We start from the raw sequence: 22,715 nt of genomic DNA on the forward strand, positions 1-22,715 counted from the left end.
GCAATGGGTGAAAGTCGAGAATTAAAATTAGTAAAAAATACTATAATTTATACAATAAGTAGTTTTGGCTCTAAAGTATTAACTTTTCTTATAGTACCGCTATATACATTTTATTTAACAACGGCAGAGTTTGGAACGTATGACACAATCATATCTGTGTTAAACTTATTAGCACCTATGTGTGTACTGGCAATACATGAGGGGCTGCTTAGATGGTTATTAAAATCAGAAGATAAACATGGCGATATAGTTGGAACAGGTTTAACTTTATTGACTGTTTTTATATTTATTGCAGATATAGTAGTATGGAGTGTTTGTACTTTAATTAAATGGAAATATAAGGAATTATTCATTTTGTTATTGACTTTTTCTGCTTTTCAAAACAGTTTTCAATTTATGGCTAGGGGTGAAAAAAAGAATAAAGTATTTGCTGTTTCAGGAATTATATATACGTTAATTATGTTATCACTAAATGTAATATTAGTAGTGATGTTTCGTATGGGAGTTAAAGGTATGCTATGGTCTATGGCTATAGCATACCTGGTTGATACAATATATCTTGTATTAATGCTAAGGGATTGTATAGATATAAAAGAAATTCGATTTAATAAAAAATTAGCATTATCTATGTTAGCATATTCAATTATGCTGGTTCCTAATAATATTAGCTGGTGGGTAATGAATACTTCTGACAGACTGATGCTTACAGCAATGTCAGGAGCTGCAGTGACGGGAATTTACTCTTTAGCAAATAAGTTCCCTTCAATAGTAACTATTTTGCATACATTATTTTATCAAGCATGGCAGGAGCAAGCAGTTTTAGAGTATGATAGTGATACAAGGGATACATATTATACGAAAGTGTTTAATAGTTATATGAAAGTTGCATGTTGCATTGTGGCAATATTAATTCCGTTATCTAAAGTTGTTATAGTTTTATTTATGGATGAAAGTTATTTAAGTTCGTACAAGTATGTAGGCATCTTATATTTAGGGGCGATATTTTCATCATTTTCAAGTTTTTATGGAACAGGATATATTAGCGCAAAAGATACAAAAAATGCAATGAAAACAACCATAGTTGGTGCAATTGTAAACTTTTTGATAAATTTAATATTGATTCCGTTTATTGGAATTTGGGCGGCTTGTATATCAACTGTTTGTGGAAATATAATAGTGTGGATTATTAGAATAAAAGACACAAAAAAATATTTTAACATTAGTATAAAATGGAAAACATTTTGTATTATAATGTTAGTCAACATTGCATTCACGGTTATAATATGTTTTATAAACTTGTATGAAACTATTTTAATGTTGATGATTGCTATTATTATATCGGTAGCTATTAACAAAGAAATTTTAGAAAATATGATTAGAATAATTAAAAAGAAAATATTAGGAGAAAATTAATATGGAAAAGAAGAAATATGATTACATAATAGTAGGTTCAGGACTTTATGGAGCTATATTTGCACATGAGGCTAGAAAAAGAGGAAAGAAAGTAAAAATTATTGAGAAGCGTGCTAATGTAGGTGGAAATGTTTATACAGAAAAAGTGGAAGGAATCATTGTTCACAAGTATGGTGCACATATATTTCATACAAACAATAAAAGAGTGTGGAGATATATAACAAAGTTTGCGGAATTTAATAGATTTACAAATAGTCCAGTTGCAAATTATAAGGGGGAGCTGTATTCATTACCATTTAATATGTATACTTTTAATAAAATGTGGGGAGTTATAACACCAGAAGAAGCAAAAAACAAAATTGCTAGTCAGCGAAAAGAAGTTATAGGTGAACCACAAAATTTGGAAGAACAGGCAATATCTTTGGTTGGACGCGATATATATGAAAAATTAATAAAAGGATACACAGAGAAACAGTGGGGCAGAGAGTGTAGAGAACTTCCTAAATTTATAATTAAAAGATTACCAGTTAGGTATACATTTGATAATAATTATTTCAATGCACTGTATCAGGGAATCCCAGTAGGTGGATATACTAAGCTAATTGAAAATATATTAGGGGATGTAGAGGTTGAATTAAATACGGACTATTTGGAGAATAAGAAAAAATTTAATGAAATGGCAGATAAGGTTATATATACAGGACCAGTAGATGCTTATTTTGAATATGAACTTGGATGTTTAGAATATAGATCGGTACGTTTTGAAAATGAATTATTGGATATTCCAAATTTTCAGGGGAATGCAGCAGTTAACTATACGGATAAGGAAACACCTTGGACACGTATTATAGAACATAAATGGTTTGAATTTGGCAAGGATGAGAATGGAAATGATTTGCCTAAGACAATAATAAGTCGTGAATATAGTAGTGAATGGAAACCTGGTGATGAACCATATTATCCAGTTAATGATGAAAATAATAGTGCTTTATATAATAAGTATAGAGAAAAAGCTAAATTAGAAAAAAAAGTAATTTTCGGTGGAAGATTAGGTGAATATAAGTATTATGATATGGATGGAGTTATTGATGCAGCTTTGGATATGTGTGAGAGGGAATTGGGATGCAATATTTAGAGATTGATGCTGTAAAATTTTTTGCATGTATTTTTATAGTATTTTTGCATGGAATAGAGCCAGGGGATGGAATCCAACAGGCATTATATTTGACAGGGGAATATGGAATACCTTTGTTTTTGCTTGTCAATGGATGGCTTTTGGCGGACAGAGAGATTGATTTTAAGTATGCAAATAGAAAAGCATGGAAATACATTAAATTTGTAGGAGTGTGGGTGCTAAGTTTAGGCATAATAATTTCAATATTGGAACATAAAATAGCATTTATAGATTTAACGATTGGAATAATTAGTGGTAAGGGATTGTTATTTCATTTATGGTTTTTATTGGGATTATGTGTTATTTATTATTTAGTAGCAACAATTAGAAAATGTTGCAACTTTAATATAAATAATGTTTGTTCTTCAAAGTTGTTTATTTTATATATGAGTATTATATTGACAATTGCGTTTGCCATAAATTTAGTTGTAAGAATTATTTATGGAGTGGAAATTAGAGATGTAATATTTCCATGCTTTAGAATAATAACTAATGGAGGTTACTTTTTTATTGGAGTATGGTTAAGGAAGATACATAACACAAAAATCACAAAGAGCATGAATCAAAGAGGAGGGGTACTTATTACAGTGTTTATATTTTCGTTAATACTTTCATTGGTAGTATCAAAAGCATTATGTGTCCAGTGGGCATCGTCAATGTATTGTTCACTTCCAGTTATTTATGGAACGATAGCTATTTTTCTATTGGTAACAAAAAGAACATTAAAGCTTTACAGTAGGTTTTATAATATTATATCTTGCAGTACTGGAATATGGATTTTACATCCATTTGTTCTAAGAGTAATTAATAAAATATATCGTATTAGTATTAGTGAGATAATATCTATTGGCGATAAGTGCTTTATTACAGTTTTGACAATTATAATATCAATTATAGTTACGTTATGTATAAAGAAAATTAAATACTTAAGATATATGATAATGGAATAAAAACTTAAGCATTAGGAAGGGGTATGGTAATTAAGGATTACTTATAAATGGTAAGAATATTATGAATAGAATAATAGAAATTATTACAAATATTATAAAAAATGTGCTAACAGCACTTTATCAACCTTTTGGTGCGGCAGTGCTAATGGCTTTTGTTTCCATGTTTGTTTTTCTTTATGCAAAGGAACACGGCTGGAAGAAGAGAAGCCTGATTAAAAATATTTTTGGAACATGGTTTAAGAATTTTAAGGAAAGCTCTACATTTAGAAGGGCTTTCCTTTTGGTGTTTTATTCTACAATGATTCTGTTTAGAACGATTTTGAATAGAGATATTTGGTTCGACCCATTAAGCGACGTTATGGGTGGCTGGGGTTTATATGACGCCGATGGTAATTTAACTACAGAGGCAATCGAAAACCTCATATTATTTATCCCATTTGCAGTTCTGCTTTTATGGGTATTTAGAAAAGAACTTCTTGGGGACAAGCCGGGACTTAAAAAGACCCTGTGGGTGGCAATAAAGACAGTTGGTATTTTTTCATTTGCCATTGAATTTTCGCAGCTGCTGTTTCATCTTGGAACTTTCCAGATATCGGATTTGGTTTACAATACTTTAGGTGGAACTATTGGTGGATTTGCGTATTACATAATTTATAAGGTTAGACATGGGAACGAATAGTTAGGTGTTCCTGTTATATAGCCCGATTGGTGATGATTTCCTTGGTGGGAGTTATGCCAATCGGGTTTTTTAGTTTAAACATTTTTAATATAAAACATTTATGTATGAGTATTTGCACGCTTACATTCAGCTATACCACCTAGATGTAAAAAGAATAAATTGATTTTAGAAGGAACTAAATCGCAGGTTATTCTATCATTCCCTTCATGCCAGCTTAATGAATGAGATTTTCTATATTGTTTTACAGAGGCTTTTGTCCATGAAGAACAATTTAAATAGTTAATTGAGTTAAAGTGATCTGCACATAGCTTATCGCATTTGGAAAAATTTATGTATCGAATTATTGACATATCTTCTAGTTGTACAGTAGCGATACTACATGGACCAAAATCAGGCATACCGTCATTGTATTTAATACCTTCTAGATTGAAGTGATTTAATAATGCTATAATTTCTGTTTGTGTTGGTAAAGGAATGAAGGTGGAAAGACCTCTTTCATTTGTCCAATAGCCTCTTTGGGGATTTTCCTTTGGTGTTCTTTTATATGCTTATAAATATTTGGTGCGCTGTTAAAATGATTTGGTTGTTGAGTGTGGAAAAATAGAAGCGTAGGATAATGAGGAAAAACGATATTTGACAACAAAAGAAAGTAAATATATATAGTGTATAGAATTAAGTAGAGAAAAATAAAGGCATGAGAAAAAACATCACATAATGTATTAATTGCAATGTGGATATTTATCTGCTATAATAACCCCATAAAACGTTTTACATACATTATATGACTTTAGCTAAGGCGTTTACTCAGGGAGGCTTTATGGCAGGAGCTAACATGAAATACAAGGACAGAGTATTTCGAATGATATTTGGATACGAAAAGTATAAGGAAAATTTGCTGGAATTATTTAATGCACTGAATGACACTAATTACACAAATCCTGATGATTTGGAAATCAATACGTTAGATGACGTGTTTTACATGAAGATGAAGAATGATGTGTCGTGCATCATTGATAACAGAATTGCGGTTTACGAACATCAAAGCACGTGGAGCTATAACATGCCGCTGAGAGGATTCAGGTATACGGCGGAGCTTTATAACAAGCTTATAAATGAAAGAAAATGGAATTTATATAGTCCAAAGGTTATAAAGCTGCCAACGCCACAATACGTCGTATTTTACAATGGGAAGCAGAAGCGCCCGGACAAGGAAGTACTAAGGCTGTCGGATGCATTTATTGTACCGAGCAGGAAAGGTGAATATGAGTGGACTGCAACGATTTACAACATAAATGACGGACACAATAAAGAGTTAATGAACAAGTGCAAAATTCTGCAGGAATATGCTACAATGGTAGCAAAGATAAGAGAATTTCAGCAGAAGGGACTTGATTTGGATTTATCCATAGAAGAGGCAATAGAGTACTGCCTTACGCATGAAGTTTTGAAGGAATTTCTGCTGGAGCATAAGTCGGAGGTGACGGACATGCTTAGAATGGAATACGATGAAGCAAAAACATTGGAATCATACCTTGAAAAAGGCCAGGAAATCGGAAGGGAAGAGGGTGAAATTATTGGAGAAAAGCGAGGAAAAGTTATTGGAGAAATGAAGACAAAGGTATCACTGATATGCAGAAATTTGTCAGCAGGAATAACAGCGGAACAGATTGCAGAGTTTATGGGAGAAGACATTTCATTTGTTCGGAAAGTATGTGATGCAATAGGTGACAATCCATCGGAATGTGATGTGGATGAGGTAGTTAGAAAACTTATGGAATAATATAAAATTTTTATTGAGAGTAATGGTTATAAAGGCATCATCAAAAAGATGGTGCCTTTAAATTTGGTAACTGTTAAGATAAACTACAAGTATAACATCATATATTGTATTAATTGCAATGTGGATGCTTATCTGCTATAATAATCCCATAAAACGTTTTACATACATTATATGACTTTAACTAAGGCATTTACTCAGGGAGGTTTTATGGCAGGAGCTAACATGAAATACAAGGACAGAGTATTTCGAATGATATTTGGATACGAAAAGTATAAGGAAAATTTGTTAGAATTATTTAATGCGCTGAATGACACTAATTACACAAATCCTGATGATTTGGAAATCAATACGTTAGATGACGTGTTTTACATGAAGATGAAGAATGATGTGTCGTGCATAATTGATAACAGGATTGCGGTTTATGAACATTAAAGCACGTGGAGCTACAACATGCCGCTGAGAGGATTCAGGTATACGGCGGAGCTTTATAACAAGCTTATTTATGAGCAGGATTTAGATGTATATCGCAGAAAGATGATTAGACTACCAACGCCGCAGTATGTTGTATTTTATAACGGGATAGAAAGTCGGGCAGAGAAGGAAATATTACGACTTTCGGATTCATTTATAATGCCGTGTAGTGAAGGTGAGTATGAGTGGACTGCAACGGTTTACAATATAAACGACGGCCACAATAAAGATTTGATGAACAAGTGCAAAATTCTGCAGGAATATGCTACAATGGTAGCAAAGATAAGAGAATTCCGGCAGAAGGGATGCGATTTGGATATGGCGATAGAGGAAGCGATAGAGTATTGCCTTTTACATGATGTTTTAAAGGATTTTCTGCTGGAGCATAAGTCGGAGGTGGCAGACATGCTTAGAATGGAATATGACGAGGCCAGAACCATGAATCATCTGAAAGAGGATTATTATGAAGAGGGCGTGAAAGATGGAAAAATGAAGACAAAAGTTTCGCTGATATGCAGAAATTTGTCAGCAGGAATAACAGCGGAACAGATTGCAGAGTTTATGGGAGAAGACATTTCATTTGTTCGGAAAATATGTGATGCAATAGGTGATAATCCATCGGAATGTGATGTGGATGAGGTATTTAGAAAATTAAGTAAGATAGAATAATTTAGGAGCATCTAAAAGCCATTTATATTAAGAAATTACAGAAACAAAGTATTAGAGTGTGGATGCAATTACATGGCTGAAAATTTTGCTTGGCATAGTATAATAAAATATAATTTAAGAAATATTTTATAATTGTATTAAAATAAAAAATTGAAAGAGATAAATTGTGATGGCAAATATAAATTTGAAAACTTATTATATGGTGATAAAAATCCTTGGAGATTTTGTTAACAATAAGATAATTGACAAAGATTTTTTTAATGAAAATATTATAGATGTGGCAAATGAAGAAAATTCTCAGAAAATATATATAGGAAGAATTTATTATATTGCAAAGAAACATAATCTTGTTTCAATTATGGCACAGGCAATGGAAAAGTTGGGATTTGAATCTGATAGTGATATTTGGAAACGTTGGTTAAAGGAGAAAAATCAGCTTATTTACAAAAGTGTGCTTATGGATGTAGAGCGTGAAGCAATTCAGGATTTTTTCGAGAAAAATAATATTTGGTACATGCTTCTTAAAGGAATGGTTATAAGAAAATATTATCCGGCTCCGGAACTTAGGGAAATGGCTGATAATGATATTTTATTTGACAATAAATATTCTAAAGAAGTTTATGAGTTTATGACTGCAAGAGGATATAAATCTGATGATTATAATAAAGGATATGATGATGAGTATTTGAAACCACCTGCTTATAATTTTGAAATGCACAGACAGTTGGTAAGCTCAAAGGAAAGACCTAAGTGGTATGAATATTATAAAGATGTTAAGTCAATCTTAATAAAAGATACTAATGAAAACAGAGAAACAGCTGCTAATAATGAGAGTAATAATACTTCAAATCAGTTTTATTTTTCTGATAATGATTTTTATGTTTATTTTATAGTGCATACATATAAGCATTTTCTTAATAGTGGGATGGGTTTGAGAACTGTTTTGGACGTATATTTGTATGTTAGTAATTTGCAGGAAAAGTTGGATTTTGACTACATTGAAGAGCAGTTGAAGAAACTTGATGCTTACGATTTCGAGCAGACATTTAGAAGTATTGCCTTTAAAATGTTTGATGAAAATTTGGAAGACAGAAAGTGGTGGAATTCATTTGATGATAAAGAACATGATATGTTGTCATATATTCTTGACGCCGGAACATACGGAAATTTGGAAAATAGTGTGGCCCACAAGATGGGGTATACTAAGGGTGAGAAGAAGAAAGCATCCGATAAAGCAAAATACATATTCCGCAGACTTTTCCCTTCAATGGATACAATCGAGGAATTTTTCCCATTTTTTTACAAGCATAAATGGGCAATCCCATTCTTGTACATTTATAGAATCGGCAAAATGCCATTTACACGAAGAAAAAAAGTCGCGGGTGAGCTTCGGGAAGTTTTTAAGAAGTAGTTGAGGTAAGGAAGAATATTAAGTTACTGCAAATTATCTTAGTAAAATGATGTCATTTATTAGAAGACTAAAAAGTATACTATAAATTCAATTGAGTGTTGGTTTGTCAAAGTTCGACGTTATATATGGATTAATATAAAAACATTTAAAATATACATCTAAAACTTATTTGTTTTTTAGTACACAAAGTATAAAATTATACATGCTTGAAAATAAAACAAAAAGAGGTATAATAAATGGAAGAGTATTACTTCATAAAACACGAACAAATAAACAAAGGAGAACGAGCTATGATTATTATGGATATTAAAGTTGATAATTTTTATGCTTTTAAAAATTTTCATATGAATATGTCTTATCCAAAGAAAATAGTAGATTCAACAATAGAAGAGGAATTTTTAGAGGAAAGACCTAATTTTAGATATAAGAAAGTAAATATAATTATGGGTGGAAATGCCACTGGGAAAACATCATTAGGACGATTGCTTATGTTGTTTACAAATTATTTAAATGATGGTGGATTTAGAAGATTTACAGATAGAATTTCTGATGAAAAAAAAGAAGCAAAAATTTCAATTGATTTTGTTACAGATACCAATATTCTTTATAGATTTGAAATGAAGGTATTGCCAAAAGAAAAAGATGATTATAGTGAGGATGAAGTGGACATTAAAATATATTATACTCCTATTTTAATTAAAGATAATTATGAAATGTGCGCAAATAAACTTAATGAGAAAAATTGTAGTTGTACAACATATGATAAGATAAATACAAATGGTTGGAGTTTTTCGTATCCAATAGATGTAATAGAGGAAAAAAAATATAAAACTATTGAAGAAAATGATAAATATATATTTATTTTAGAACAAATATTAAAAACGTTAGATCCATCAGTAAAAGAAGTAGTAAAGGTAAATGAAGTTGAAAACACATATGCAATTATTTGGGAGAATTGTTCTGTAATAATCAAAGATGGAAGAATTGAAAATAGTAATGTAATGTCAAGTGGGACTAAAGCTGGACTTGAAATATCTTATATAATAACATCACTTATATGTAATATGCATGATTTATATTATTGTGATGAGTTATTTTCATTTGTTAATAGTGACATTGAGAAGGCATGTTTATCGATTATAATAGATAAGCTTAAAGGAAGAAAACAGTTGTTTTTCACAACCCACAATTCTGATATTTTAGATATGCAGTTACCAAAACATGCCTATTCATTTTTGAAAAAGGATATGTCAGATGATGAAACAACAATAAAATGTATTAGTGCGTCTAAGTATTTAAAAAGGAATACAGATTCGCTGAAAAATGCTGTTGAAAATGATTTGTTTTGTACTGCTCCGGAATTAAATAGAATATATGAAATTGCTGATTTATAGTTAGGGTGGTGCGGGATGAGAAAAAATGGAATATACCAATATTATGTAGAGGGTGAAGATGATAAAAAAATAGTAAATGCGTTGAAACAGGAGATAGGTTGTATTGAAAGTGGAAAAGTGGAAAAATTTAATGTAATACAAAACAAATTTTCTATTGCAAGAATAAGACCTTTAAAAAGTGGAACTACCGTAGTACTAGTATATGATACAGATGTTGAAACGAATATAGATATTTTAGATTACAATGTTAAGTTCTTAAAAAAACAGAGTGCAATTAAAGATGTTATTTGCATACCACAGGTTAACAATTTAGAGGATGAGCTTGTTGGTGCATGCAATGTAAAAAATGTTATAGAAATTACAAAAAGTAATAGTTTAAAAGAATACAAAAGAGAATTAATTAGTTGCACAAATTTGGGGAAAAGATTGCAAGTATGTGGATTTAACATATTAAAATTTTGGAATAAATTACCTAAAAACTCATATGAAAAATATGGAAATGACTCAAGTAAAATAAAGAAGGTAAAAAAATAAGAATTTAATGGATTAATAATAATTAAAAAACCAAAGCAGGGCTGGCACAAGTGCCAGCCCTGCTTTAATCATACACCTTGAAGAGTGCATATCTAATTAAAACTTAAATGTATCCTTTAAGCCTACCCATAACTGATCTTTATCGCTAAGGTTGAGTGCTGTTCCGTCTTCTAACTTATAGCCTTCGCCGCTTGCAGTTCCTTTATATTCGCCAACAAGCTGTGGCCATTTGATTCCAATTTCAGGATCATTCCAAGCAAGTCCACCTTCATCACCAGGATGATAGAAGTCTGTACATTTGTAGCAGAATTCAGCAAGGTCTGAAAGTACTAAGAAACCATGAGCAAATCCTTCTGGAATGTAGAACTGTTTCTTGTTTTCCTCAGTAAGTTCAACACCAAACCATTTACCGTATGTTTCTGAATCGCTTCTTAAGTCAACAGCTACATCAAATACGCTACCCTTTACAACTCTAACTAATTTGCCCTGTGGAAATTCTTTCTGGAAATGAAGACCACGGAGAACACCCTTAGTAGAGCTTGACTGATTATCCTGTACAAATACCATGTCAAGTCCTGCTTCCTGCATATCTTTCTGGTTGTATGTTTCCATAAAATAGCCTCTTGCATCACCGTGTACTGTTGGTTCGATAACGCATAATCCTTTGATTCCACCTGCATTTTTTTCAACTTTAATCTGTCCCATTTTTGTTTACTCCTTATTTATAAAATATTTTGATTTTTACAAACTTTCAATATCAAGTTCTTTTAAATATCTTCTAACAGCATCCTGCCATGTTGGAAGTGGAGTGAATCCATTTTCAACTAATTTGCTCTTGTCGAGACGGCTGTTAAATGGACGTTTTGCTTTTGAAACGCCGTATTCAGCAGTTGTGACAGGTGTAACAGTAATGTTTTTTTCACTGTATCTGTCATAACCCATTTCAGTAGCCTGTTTGAAGATTTCTTTTGTGAAATCCCACCAACTGATGTAGCCACCTTCGTTTGTTGCATGATAGTATCCATATTTGTCAGTAACAATCATAGATACTAATAATTTAGCAAGGTCAAATGTGTAAGTTGGAGTTCCTATCTGGTCTGAAACAACCTTTAACTGGTCATGATTCTTGCCAACTTTAAGCATTGTCTTGATAAAGTTATTTCCGTTTTTACCAAATACCCATGCGATTCTTACGATAAAATATTTGTCTAATGTATTTGCGACAGCTAATTCGCCATCGAGTTTTGTCTGACCGTAAACGTTTTGAGGTGCATAGTCTTTGCAATCAGGCTGCCAAGGTTCTGTTCCTTCTCCGTTAAACACATAATCAGTTGAAATGTACATCATTTTTATATCAAGTTCCTTACAAACATCAGCGATATTCTGTGTTCCGTTTACGTTTACAAGTTTAACTTTTTCCTGCTTATCTTCATCTTCAGCAGCGTCAACGGCTGTCCATGCAGCACAGTGAATTACTGCGTCAGGATTAACTTCTTTGATGACTTTGTCTACAGAAGCCTTGTCTGTGATATCCATTTCTTCGATATCAACACCAACTGCTTCAATATTTTTCTCTTTTAATTCATTTACTACGTCAAATCCTAATTGACCTTTAACTCCTGTTACGAGAACTTTCATATTTACTCCTTTTTGATATTGTAACAATGCCAGTGGTAAAAGGTTTAAGACCACATAAGCTTGCTTATAAGTGGGTAAAAGACCTTTTGCCCCGGGCATCTTGTGATTTTAAAATTACATATATTTTAGTGTATACCATTGAATTATGAAAAATCCTGTTTCCAGGGAAGAAAACAGGATTTTCATTTAGGCAGACATATTATCTGTTGCCATACATTTTTTCATAATAATTCTGATATTCTCCGGAAATGATAGTTTCCCACCATTCTTTGTTGTCAAGATACCACTGAATTGTCTTCTTGATACCATCAGCAAATTTTGTTTCAGGTAACCATCCAAGTTCGTTGTGAATCTTTGTTGGGTCGATAGCGTAACGCATATCGTGTCCCTTTCTATCAGCTACATATGTGATAAGGCTTTCTGGTTTGCCTAATTCTTTACAAATAATCTTAACGATATCGATGTTTGTCATTTCATTGTGACCACCAACATTGTAAACTTCACCAACTCTACCTTTGTGGATAATTAAGTCGATTGCACGGCAGTGATCTTCTACATATAACCAGTCACGAACGTTTTCGCCCTTGCCATATACTGGAAGTGGTTTGTCATTTAATGCATTAGCAATCATAAGTGGAATCAATTTCTCTGGGAAATGATATGGTCCGTAGTTATTTGAACATCTGCTGATTGTTACAGGAAGTCCATATGTTCTGTGATATGCTAATACTAATAAGTCAGCAGCAGCTTTTGATGAACTGTATGGGCTACTTGTGTGAATTGGTGTTTCTTCAGTGAAGAATAAGTCAGGTCTGTCAAGTGGTAAATCACCATAAACTTCATCAGTTGATACCTGATGATAACGCTTGATGCCGTATTTTCTACAAGCATCCATAAGAACTGCAGTTCCTAAAATATTTGTGTTTAAGAATACTTCAGGGTTTTCGATTGAACGGTCAACATGGCTTTCTGCAGCAAAGTTAACAACGATGTCCGGATGTTCTTCTTCAAATAATTTATATACAGCTTCTCTATCTGTGATGTCTTCTTTTACAAAACGGAAATTTGGATTGTCCATAACTGGAGCAAGTGTTGAAAGATTTCCTGCGTATGTGAGGCAGTCAAGACAAATAATACGGTAGTCCGGATATGTGTTTAACATATGGAATACAAAGTTACTTCCGATAAATCCGGCACCGCCGGTTACGATAATGTTCATAATAATTCTCCTTAATTGTGTAAATTTTCTTTTTCTAATAACATGAATGTTATTGCTTAGGGAAATACCCTGTTTATCAAACTAAGTTTTCAAAGAAAACAAAGTTTTAATTAGTGAAGTACGTCCATGTATTTTTCATCAAGTACATCTTTTAAATACTGGCCATACTGATTTTTCTTTAATATTTCATAAACTTTAAGAACGTCTTCTCTTGAAATCCATCCGTTAAGGTAAGCGATTTCTTCAAGACATGCAATTTTTCTATGCTGATGTGTTTCAACAGTCTTAACAAAGTTAGTTGCTTCAACAAGACTTTCATGTGTTCCTGTATCTAACCAAGTGAATCCTTGTCCTAAAAGTTCAACATTTAATTCGTTGTTTTCTAAGTAGATTCTGTTCAAATCAGTGATTTCTAATTCACCTCTAGCACTTGGCTTAAGGTTTTTAGCATATTCAACAACCTTATTATCATAGAAATAAAGACCTGTAACGCAGTAGTTACTCTTTGGCTGTGCAGGCTTTTCTTCTATAGAAATAGCCTTACCTTCTTTGTCAAATTCTACGATACCAAATCTTTCAGGATCGTCAACATAGTAACCAAATACTGTTGCACCTTTTCCACTTTCTGCATTTTCAACAGCAGCTTTTAAACGCTTCTTAAGTCCGTGACCTGCAAAAATGTTATCACCAAGAACCATGGCAACACAATCATCACCAATAAATTCTTCACCGATTACAAATGCCTGAGCAAGTCCGTCCGGGCTAGGCTGAACCTTATAAGAAAGGTTAACACCAAACTGATGTCCGTCGCCAAGTAATTCCTGGAAACGAGGAGTATCCTGTGGTGTAGAAATGATTAAAATATCACGAATGCCTGCATTCATTAAAACTGACATTGGATAATAAATCATAGGTTTGTCATAAATAGGAAGTAACTGTTTAGAAGTTACCATTGTGAGAGGGTAAAGACGTGTGCCTGAACCACCTGCTAAAATAATACCTTTCATAGTATATCTCCTTTGTTTAATCAAATTTTGCTTAAGTAGAATTTGATGATGATAAAATTATCGTAGCAATATCCGGTTGCACGATTTTTGCAACAATATTAGTTGATAAAATTTATCAATTCAACAATATTAGTTCGCACGATTTTAAATATCATAAAACATTCTACTTTGAAAGCAATAAAACTGTCTGACTCAAATGTTAAGTATATAATAAAAGGTGACGTAACGTCACCTTCAAGTATTTTTTTCAATTTTTTTGAAATTTAATAAAAAATTCATATTTAATTGCACTATTTTATGCAAATTTGATACATATGGTGCGATATTTTAGATTCTTGAAGCTATTATTTGCTAAGATTGTTCACTTATACCATAAGTAACAGTTATCTTTTACATTTTATTGAGTCTTATATCAGATTTCATAATTAAGGAAAAGAAATTTTATGCTTAGGGGTACAAAGTTGTACCCTTGTAAAACCTTAAGTTAACTTTAGGGTACAGAGTTGTACCCTAACTTATTTTTGTTTTTGCTAAATGCCATCATTTATTTCACGCAAACAAATATTCCGGCTTCTTTAGTGATATGGAAAGGTGTTTTTGTTCTCTGCTCGACAAAATCTTTGAATTCCTGATATTTGCTGAGAATATATTCATTCTGGTTTCCGTGACAGGACAAAATATATTCCATCAATGGCTCAGCCTGGTCAACCTCAAGGTAATCTTCATAAGGCTTCATTTGAATAGAGTTAAAATGAAGTTTAAGAAAATCTTCACCATTATCAAGACCAAATTTTTCATAAAGTTTATTTGATGACAAATTTATACGGTTGTCAAAAGATTTGACAAGTTTGTCAATCTCACACATATGCTTATTTCCGTAAGTGCTACATATGAAACGACCGCCTTTCTTTAGAACTCTGTTGACTTCAGAGAGAGCAGTATCAATATTTTCACAGTAGAAAAGCACATGATTAGCAATTACAAGGTCAAATTCTTCATCTTTATATGGAATATTTTCGCAGTCAAATGTTCCAAAAGAAAATCGTGTGTCAGCAAGTCCGATGGCACGTCTGGTATCACGAATCATTCCCTGAGAAATATCAGAAAGATAAATGTTAATGTCAGCAGGCACTTTGTCCATGTTTTGGGTCCAAAGGGCTCCGCTTCCGCAACCAATTTCCAAAACCTTTATGCCCGGTTGAATATCGTAATTGTCATAAAGCCAGTTAAACCAATGCTGCTCATTATGAGAGTATAGATTATGCAAATTAATTCTGGCAGAAATATTAGAAGCATTCTGATACTGTGTTTTTATGGAATTTTCTGCATTTGTCAAATGAATAAGCTCTAACATCTGGCTCCAGTCAACATGATGTTCCTTTGTTAAGGCGGCTGTTGTGTCTTTAATCGCCTTTTCAACCATTTGCATTTGCTCAATTCTATCCTGAACAAGTTTAAGCTGCATATTCAATGAATTGAGAAGCATTTGCGAATTACTGTCGTCGATTGTGATTTCTCTAATGTCATCCAAAGAAAAACCAAGGTATTTGAGCAAAAGGATTTGCTGTAATCTAACCAAATCCTCATGAGAATAAAATCTTGCTCCGTAATCAGTTATATAAGTTGGTTTTAAAATATTCTGTTTATCGTAATAACGTATTGTTCTCACGGAAACATGTGCCATTTTGGCAAATTCCCCTGATGAATATAAATCATCTTTCTGCATAACAAAATCCTCTCGTTACCATATGTGTTATCAAAAATTTAATCTTGTGTAATCGTAACACAATTAGTAAAAAAACGCCATATTACACAGCAGTACAAAACAAAATCCACATCAAAATATAATTGGTATAACGACATATTGCATAGCATTATAAAGCAAAATTCACATCAAAATTTAATTAGTAAAAAAGGCCATATTGTACAATGGTGCAACGTAAAAATTGTGCTTATTAATATTTGATATAATACCTTTAAAATAGTATAATTAAAGTATTATTTAACGTGTTAATTTTCTAAGTCTGTATTGAGAGTACAGATAGGAAAAATAAAATTTAAGGAAAGGATAAAATTATAAAAACGACCAAATGAATTATTTAGGTCAGATTACAAAATGAGATAAAATTATAGAAAAAATTTAGAAACGGATTAAAAAAATAAAAAGGATTAAAAAGAAAACTAAAGTAATATTAAATTTGAATTTAAGAACAAAATGAAAAACTAAAATATAAATTTATAGGAAAGGCAAATAAAATAATTTTATGATTTGCAGTATGGCATAAAGTAACAAATTTATGACTGATAGTATGAAAATAACAAATACGGCAATTATGCAGGGAAAAATTACGGAAAATTTGTTGAAAAGAGGGATGTAGAGATGTTCGGGTATAAACAATTATTAAATTGTATATTTGCATCTGATGATGGAGGTGGAAGGTACCTCGTTTTTAATCAGAACGAAAATACATGGATTCTTCCGGCAGATAAATTGAAATTGGCGATTGAAATGTGTCAGCCTTATTCTAAGAAGGATCAGAAAAGAAGAGATTTAATTTTAACGGTAAAGGATGTTGGATTTGCGCTTCGCAAAATGGGAGTTGAGACAGTTAACTTATTGTTACAGCCACAGTTAAAAGAATATATAGACGGATTAGTTGGAACGGAAAATTATTATGTTGCAGCTTATATGGGAGATATTTCGTCTGAATTAAACCAAAAAGTTACGCTACAGATTTTTACGAATGAGAAGATATTGTGCTATTTGAGAATTTCTAATTCTTCTGAAGTTATTAATGTGATGAAGCACGAGATAGATATGATTGACTTTTTGCATGAAAAAGAAGTTGCAAACATTCCTGAAATAATAGATGCGTCTATTATTGGGGATTTGCATATTTTTGCACAAAAAAGCGAGAAGAAACTTTCAGAAAAAGTTAAACTTGAATTTGATGATAGGCATATGAAGTGTCTTAAAGACATTATGGACAAAACAAAGATATTATGTAAATATGAGGAGACAGATTTATATAGATTAATTCAGAAATTAAAATCCGAAATAAAGACAAAGTTCCCGAAAAATGAGGGAATGATATTACAGCATTCAATTAGAATTATAGAAAACCAGCTTAAAGAAACAGAGGATTATTATGCGGTTAGTCACGGTGATTTTTCGCCTTGGAACATTTATTATAATAGCAAAAAAGAAGTGTGCATGTATGACTTTGAGTATGCGCATTATGAGATGCCTGAATACGTAGATGCATTTCATTATTTAACCAAAATGTCTTTATACGGTTTGCAGAATGATGGCGACAAGACGATTGCCGTGTATGACAAATATAAAAAATTATTGTCACAGTACATAGATAAAGATACTGATTTTGTGTATTTATGTTATTTGATTGGCATAATCAGTTCTTATAGTACAAATGCGGCAGAAAAGTTTAGCATTTATGCATACAAATATTTAGATTGGATAGCAATTGTTTCTTATTTAAATAGTAGATTAGACTAATTGGGTTGAAAAATTAATTACAAATTATGAAAAGGAGAAAATAATGGGAGATAAGAATATTTTACTATTATTAGATAGGATGGAATTTTGTGCCCTAAATTCCACTGTATTAAGTTATGTCAAAAATATGGATAGGAATAAATTCCATTTTGATATATTAGTTGCAGCAAATCAATTAGGAAGTATGGAGAAGCAGTTTAGCAATGAAGGATGCAATGTATTTTGTTTATGTGCGAGTACTTCCGATAGAAAATTTAAAACTAAATTTGCAGAATTCATCCAGAAAAGAAATAAATACGATGTTGTACATTCTTTTTTGAAAAATGGAATGGTCGCTTTAGCTGTGGCAAAAGAAAATGAAATACCGGTAAGGATTATTAACTGTAGTGAAAATGACGTCGCTCATAATAGAAAAAATAATAAAAATGATGAAATCACACACATAGTCACAACAGGAAATAACAATCAATCGGATAATACAGCTGCATCCGGTAAAAAGAATGCTGATACGAATGAAATTAATTTGGATAATAATGGAAGTAAAAGTGTTAATCGGGAAATATCCGGAGTAGACCATGTTAACACAAATGCAGCAGTGACAAATGAAATCGATGAAGGTAATGAAGGCATAATGGTGCCGAATGAAAATAAAGAGGAAATTGTTTCTGTGAATAAGGCAGTTGATGTAATTGAATATGAGTTTAATTTAGATACTGCAAAAGAGTTTAGAAGTTCTCTTGGAATAGATGACAACCAGATTGTTTTTTTGCATATTGGAAATATAAGTGACCAATTTAATCAGGAATTTTCTATAGAAATATTTCGTGAATTAAGAGAAGTTAAAAATGCATGTCTTTTATTTATAGGTAATGAAGATAATAAGAAGGAAATAAATGAAATCAAATTCTTTAAAAAGTATGCTTCGAGATATGGATTTGAAGAAAGGTTGTATTTTCTTGGATCTATGGAAAACCTTGATAAAGCTTTATCGGCATCAGATATTATTCTGGCTCCATGGAAAAAGACAGCATTGACAACAGCACTTTTGGCGGCACAGGCAAGTGGCGTTAAAATATTTGCATCAGATGTTTTAAGCGAAAAGATTAATGTTACGGATACAGTGCAATTTTTATCATTAAAAAAACCGGTACGTGCATGGGCGTGTGAGATTATGAATTTTATATTTAATGAAGATAAAAGAATTATAAGCACAAATAATCAGATAGAAAGCCGTAGGCATCTATCAGAGCATAATTGCAATATAATTTTAAGAAATGGATATGATATTATTGATAATCTAAAGAAGATAAATAAAATTTATGAACTATGAGACTAAAGTGGGATTTCTGAAATGTGTGATTAGAATAGGATCTCTGTAATTCGAGACTAAAGCAGGATTTCTGAAATGTAATTAAAAAATACGGCTGAATTTCAAAATAAAATTCAGCCGTATTTTTTGGAGATTCATAATAACTAAATCTCATATTACTATTAAAAAATCTAAAGCATCTAAGCTTTTATATTATCATTCTATAGCGATTAGTATTAAAAATTAGTCTGAAAGAGGAATTCCTCTGTGAGGTACAGATGTTGAAAAAACAATCTGAGTCTTTGTGCTTCCAAACTTCTGAAGTTCGCCGATAAAATGGTCAAGTTCTTCAGTGCTTTTAAACATTACTTCAATAAGCATTGCGTATTCTCCTGTTACGCAATTACATTCAATAACGTTATCACAGCTCTTTATGTATGGGTAGAAGTCTTTCTTCTGTCCCGGTTTTACTTCCAAATTAATAAATGCCTTAATATGATATCCTAATTCAGCAGGATTGATTATTGCATTGTAGCCTGTTATAATTCCGGCTTTCTCAAGACGTTCAATTCTTGCAGAGACTGCGGGGGATGAAAGAAACACCTGACTGGCTATTGCCTTAAGGGGGGTACGGGCATTTTCGTGAAGTAGTCGGATGATTTGTTCATCAATGTGATCAAGTTCATGTCTCATAGTAGTTCTCCTTTAATTTCGTATTATTTTTCAGTCTGTTATTAATAAAGTTAAGTTTAAACTTTATTTTAACACAGATATTATAACACACACTTTATAAAAATTACAAAGGAAAATTTACTAAATAAAGAAAAAAGGAAGAAAAAGTTCATAAAAAAAGATCTAATAAAAAATAACTTAAAATAAAACAAATTGAAAAACTTTTTTAAGTAAAAATTTATGATGGAAATAAAACATATTTAATTAAGAAAGAAAAGGTTCAAAAAAACTTTTGCACTTTTATTAGTGAAAAATTTATTGTGAAAAAATTAACAAAATACTTGATAAGTTTGAAATAAAATGATAATCTATTGAAATATTAATGGGGATTTGAAATAAAGTTTATTTTCTTAAATAAAAAATGCATATAAGTTTAATAAAACAAGTAAAAATGCGATATAGTTAATTTTGTTAAATGTTGGAAACAATGAACTTTATTAGCCTCAAAATTATTAAAAGAAAAATTTGAAAACAGGAGGAAATTGGAAATGGAGAATTTGGTTTATTTAGCTCCAATAGCAGGTATTATTGCTTTAATTTTTGCAACATACAAAGCAGTAGTTATTGGAAAAGCTAAACCTGGAAATGAAAGAATGGTAGAAATTTCAGACGCCATTGCAGAAGGTGCTAAAGCATTTTTATATTCAGAATATAAGGTTTTAGTTATTTTTGCGGCAGTGCTTTTTATAGTTATTGGTTTTGGAGTTAGCTGGCTTACAGCCGTTTGTTTCTTAGTTGGAGCAGCTTTCTCAACTTTAGCAGGTTATTTTGGAATGACAGTTGCTACTAAGGCAAATGTTAGAACTGCAAATGCAGCTAAGGAAAGTGGTATGAATAAGGCTCTTTCAATTGCGTTCTCAGGTGGTGCAGTTATGGGTCTTTGTGTTGTAGGTCTTGGTATTGTAGGTCTTAGCGTTATTTTCATCGTACTTAATGCTACAACAGGAATTACTTCAGATTCAGTTAGTATTCTTACAGGATTTAGTTTAGGTGCTTCTTCAATCGCTCTTTTTGCAAGAGTTGGTGGTGGTATCTATACAAAGGCAGCAGACGTTGGTGCTGACCTTGTTGGTAAAGTTGAAGCAGGTATTCCTGAAGATGATCCAAGAAACCCGGCCGTTATCGCTGATAACGTAGGTGACAATGTAGGTGACGTTGCAGGTATGGGTGCTGACTTATTTGAAAGTTATGTTGGTGCTTTAGTTTCAGCAGTTACATTAGGTATTGTTACAACATTGGGAGATGCTACATCATTTATGACAGCTCTTTTCCCACTTGTTATTGCAGCAATCGGTATTCTTGCTTCTGTAATCGCAACTTTCTTTGTTAGAGGTAAAGAAGGTTCTGATCCTCAGAAGGCTTTAAATGCAGGTGAATATACAGCTACAGTTTTAGTTATTATTGCATCAGCAATTTTAAGCAAAGTATTTTTCGGTGGATTCGATGCATTTATCGCAATTATTTCAGGTCTTATCGTTGGTACTATTATTGGTAAAGTTACAGAAATGTATACTTCAGAAAAATATAAGAGTGTTAAAGAAATCGCTGAAAGCTCTCAGACAGGTTCAGCAACAAATATTATCAGCGGTTTATCAGTTGGTATGAAATCAACATTTATTCCTATCATCATCGTTGCAATCGGTATTTTAGTTGCTTTCCATTTTGCTGGAATGTATGGTATCGCTCTTGCAGCAGTTGGTATGCTTTCAACAACAGGTATGACAATCGCAGTTGATGCTTATGGCCCAATCGCTGATAATGCAGGTGGTATTGCAGAAATGTCAGAACTTGATGAAAGTGTTAGAGATATTACAGATAAATTAGATGCAGTTGGTAACACAACAGCAGCAATTGGTAAAGGTTTTGCCATCGGTTCAGCAGCTCTTACAGCATTATCATTATTTGTTTCATTTGCTGAAACAGCAGGCATTACAAAAGAAGGAATCAACATCCTTGATGCTCCTGTAGTTGCAGGTTTATTCATCGGTGGCATGCTTCCATTTATGTTCTCTGCTTTAACAATGTCTTCAGTCGGTAAGGCAGCTAACAAGATGATTGAAGAAGTTCGTCGTCAGTTCAAAGAAAAACCGGGAATCCTTAAAGGAACAGAAAAACCTGACTACAAGACATGTGTTGGTATTTCAACACAGGCAGCTTTACATGAAATGATTATTCCTGGTGTTATGGCAGTAGTTGCTCCATTATTAATCGGATTCGTACTCGGTGTAGAAGCTCTTGGTGGTATGCTTGCAGGTGCACTTGTAAGTGGTGTTATGATGGCTATCTTCATGGCAAACGCAGGTGGTGCTTGGGATAACGCTAAGAAGTATATCGAAGGTGGTTTCGCAGGCGGAAAAGGAAGCGATGCTCATAAGGCAGCAGTTGTTGGTGATACAGTAGGTGATCCATTCAAGGATACATCAGGACCATCAATCAATATCTTAATCAAATTAATGACAATTGTTTCACTTGTATTTGCAGCAGTAATAGCTCAGTACGGCGGAATCTTATTCTAAAGACAATAAAATTAAAATATGGTTACAAACTATTATTAGTTTTAACAATACATTATTTCCTATATGGAAAAACAAATCTTATAACTTTAGTATTACGAAAAAACAGAGGATGCGAGTTTATAACTTCGCATCCTCTGTTTTTTAGGGCTTAGACATGTGAAACAAAATAAAATATCCATTTCTCCTAAGAGTTTATACCTAATATATAGAAAATTAAATGGCAGTTTGCAACTTGTAGAAAGTGACACAGGCATTAAAACATATTTTATATATTACGATGTTTCATCTGCGCTTTAATAGAA

The 22,715-nt window shown here is 32.2% G+C and carries 20 protein-coding genes; 13 read left to right on the forward strand and 7 right to left on the reverse strand.

The annotated features are described in order from the left end of the window. Positions 1-3: 3 nt before the first annotated feature. From CCC31_RS08380 to CCC31_RS08395, 4 genes are all read left to right on the forward strand, one after another. The gene (locus CCC31_RS08380) at positions 4-1,413 is read left to right on the forward strand and encodes a polysaccharide biosynthesis C-terminal domain-containing protein (protein ID WP_290850858.1); all 1,410 of its coding nucleotides are present in this window, start codon (positions 4-6) and stop codon (positions 1,411-1,413) included. 1 nt (position 1,414) lies between these two features. Next, positions 1,415-2,548, forward strand: a complete 1,134-nt coding sequence (glf, locus tag CCC31_RS08385; protein ID WP_290850861.1) for a UDP-galactopyranose mutase — start codon at positions 1,415-1,417, stop codon at positions 2,546-2,548. Then, positions 2,536-3,537: an acyltransferase gene (locus tag CCC31_RS08390; protein WP_290850863.1), complete on the forward strand. Its 1,002-nt coding sequence runs from the start codon at positions 2,536-2,538 to the stop codon at positions 3,535-3,537. Before glf ends, CCC31_RS08390 begins: the two co-directional genes overlap by 13 nt. A gap of 61 nt (positions 3,538-3,598) precedes the next feature. Continuing rightward, positions 3,599-4,216, forward strand: a complete 618-nt coding sequence (locus tag CCC31_RS08395; RefSeq protein ID WP_290850865.1) for a VanZ family protein — start codon at positions 3,599-3,601, stop codon at positions 4,214-4,216. A 98-nt stretch (positions 4,217-4,314) separates the two neighbouring features. Here the strand turns inward: CCC31_RS08395 and CCC31_RS12710 are convergent, their stop codons facing one another. After that, positions 4,315-4,614 (reverse strand): HNH endonuclease, encoded by a 300-nt coding sequence (locus tag CCC31_RS12710; protein WP_363348103.1) that lies wholly within the window; start codon positions 4,612-4,614, stop codon positions 4,315-4,317. Positions 4,615-5,033: 419 nt separating this feature from the next. Here CCC31_RS12710 and CCC31_RS08400 point away from each other — a divergent pair, with 419 nt between their 5' ends. The 6 genes from CCC31_RS08400 to CCC31_RS08425 all read left to right on the forward strand — a co-directional run bounded on the left by CCC31_RS08400 (position 5,034) and on the right by CCC31_RS08425 (position 10,475). After that, positions 5,034-5,996, forward strand: a complete 963-nt coding sequence (locus tag CCC31_RS08400) for a hypothetical protein (protein ID WP_290850867.1) — start codon at positions 5,034-5,036, stop codon at positions 5,994-5,996. Positions 5,997-6,203: 207 nt separating this feature from the next. Beyond that, complete coding sequence (locus tag CCC31_RS08405) at positions 6,204-6,428, forward strand: hypothetical protein (protein ID WP_290850869.1); 225 nt, start codon at positions 6,204-6,206, stop codon at positions 6,426-6,428. Between the two features lie 18 nt (positions 6,429-6,446). Next, entirely contained in the window at positions 6,447-7,136 is a 690-nt protein-coding gene (locus tag CCC31_RS08410) for a hypothetical protein (RefSeq protein ID WP_290850871.1), read from the forward strand. A gap of 169 nt (positions 7,137-7,305) precedes the next feature. After that, positions 7,306-8,547 carry a nucleotidyltransferase family protein gene (locus CCC31_RS08415; RefSeq protein ID WP_290850873.1) on the forward strand — a complete coding sequence of 414 codons (1,242 nt, stop codon included), beginning with the start codon at positions 7,306-7,308 and terminating at the stop codon, positions 8,545-8,547. A 290-nt stretch (positions 8,548-8,837) separates the two neighbouring features. Continuing rightward, positions 8,838-9,941 carry an ATP-binding protein gene (locus CCC31_RS08420; RefSeq protein WP_118565719.1) on the forward strand — a complete coding sequence of 368 codons (1,104 nt, stop codon included), beginning with the start codon at positions 8,838-8,840 and terminating at the stop codon, positions 9,939-9,941. Positions 9,942-9,956: 15 nt separating this feature from the next. Further along, positions 9,957-10,475, forward strand: coding sequence for a hypothetical protein (locus tag CCC31_RS08425; protein ID WP_022088930.1), 519 nt, complete (start codon positions 9,957-9,959; stop codon positions 10,473-10,475). A gap of 96 nt (positions 10,476-10,571) precedes the next feature. Here the strand turns inward: CCC31_RS08425 and rfbC are convergent, their stop codons facing one another. The 5 genes from rfbC to CCC31_RS08450 form a co-directional block, all read right to left on the reverse strand. After that, the gene (rfbC, locus tag CCC31_RS08430; protein WP_022088929.1) at positions 10,572-11,180 is read right to left on the reverse strand and encodes a dTDP-4-dehydrorhamnose 3,5-epimerase; all 609 of its coding nucleotides are present in this window, start codon (positions 11,178-11,180) and stop codon (positions 10,572-10,574) included. Positions 11,181-11,216: 36 nt separating this feature from the next. Next, positions 11,217-12,113: a dTDP-4-dehydrorhamnose reductase gene (gene rfbD, locus CCC31_RS08435; protein WP_022088928.1), complete on the reverse strand. Its 897-nt coding sequence runs from the start codon at positions 12,111-12,113 to the stop codon at positions 11,217-11,219. 199 nt (positions 12,114-12,312) lie between these two features. Continuing rightward, the gene (gene rfbB, locus CCC31_RS08440) at positions 12,313-13,332 is read right to left on the reverse strand and encodes a dTDP-glucose 4,6-dehydratase (protein ID WP_022088927.1); all 1,020 of its coding nucleotides are present in this window, start codon (positions 13,330-13,332) and stop codon (positions 12,313-12,315) included. A 110-nt stretch (positions 13,333-13,442) separates the two neighbouring features. Continuing rightward, positions 13,443-14,339, reverse strand: coding sequence for a glucose-1-phosphate thymidylyltransferase RfbA (gene rfbA / locus CCC31_RS08445; protein WP_118565716.1), 897 nt, complete (start codon positions 14,337-14,339; stop codon positions 13,443-13,445). 544 nt (positions 14,340-14,883) lie between these two features. After that, positions 14,884-16,065: a methyltransferase domain-containing protein gene (locus CCC31_RS08450; protein WP_022088925.1), complete on the reverse strand. Its 1,182-nt coding sequence runs from the start codon at positions 16,063-16,065 to the stop codon at positions 14,884-14,886. 654 nt (positions 16,066-16,719) lie between these two features. Between CCC31_RS08450 and CCC31_RS08455 the strand changes: the two genes are divergently transcribed. Further along, entirely contained in the window at positions 16,720-17,856 is a 1,137-nt protein-coding gene (locus CCC31_RS08455) for a hypothetical protein (RefSeq protein WP_117910289.1), read from the forward strand. Positions 17,857-17,899: 43 nt separating this feature from the next. Beyond that, positions 17,900-19,186 (forward strand): glycosyltransferase, encoded by a 1,287-nt coding sequence (locus CCC31_RS08460; protein WP_022088923.1) that lies wholly within the window; start codon positions 17,900-17,902, stop codon positions 19,184-19,186. 222 nt (positions 19,187-19,408) lie between these two features. On the opposite strand, the gene CCC31_RS08465 is transcribed toward CCC31_RS08460, so the two are convergent. Further along, complete coding sequence (locus tag CCC31_RS08465; RefSeq protein WP_022088922.1) at positions 19,409-19,858, reverse strand: Lrp/AsnC family transcriptional regulator; 450 nt, start codon at positions 19,856-19,858, stop codon at positions 19,409-19,411. A gap of 527 nt (positions 19,859-20,385) precedes the next feature. On the opposite strand from CCC31_RS08465, the gene CCC31_RS08470 reads away from it, so the two are divergent. Further along, the gene (locus tag CCC31_RS08470) at positions 20,386-22,413 is read left to right on the forward strand and encodes a sodium-translocating pyrophosphatase (RefSeq protein ID WP_117910287.1); all 2,028 of its coding nucleotides are present in this window, start codon (positions 20,386-20,388) and stop codon (positions 22,411-22,413) included. The last annotated feature ends 302 nt before the right edge of the window (positions 22,414-22,715 follow it).

It is taken from the genome of Eubacterium sp. LMAG:50, from assembly GCF_008680265.1.
In the GTDB taxonomy this organism is placed as follows: domain Bacteria; phylum Bacillota; class Clostridia; order Lachnospirales; family Lachnospiraceae; genus Eubacterium_U; species Eubacterium_U album.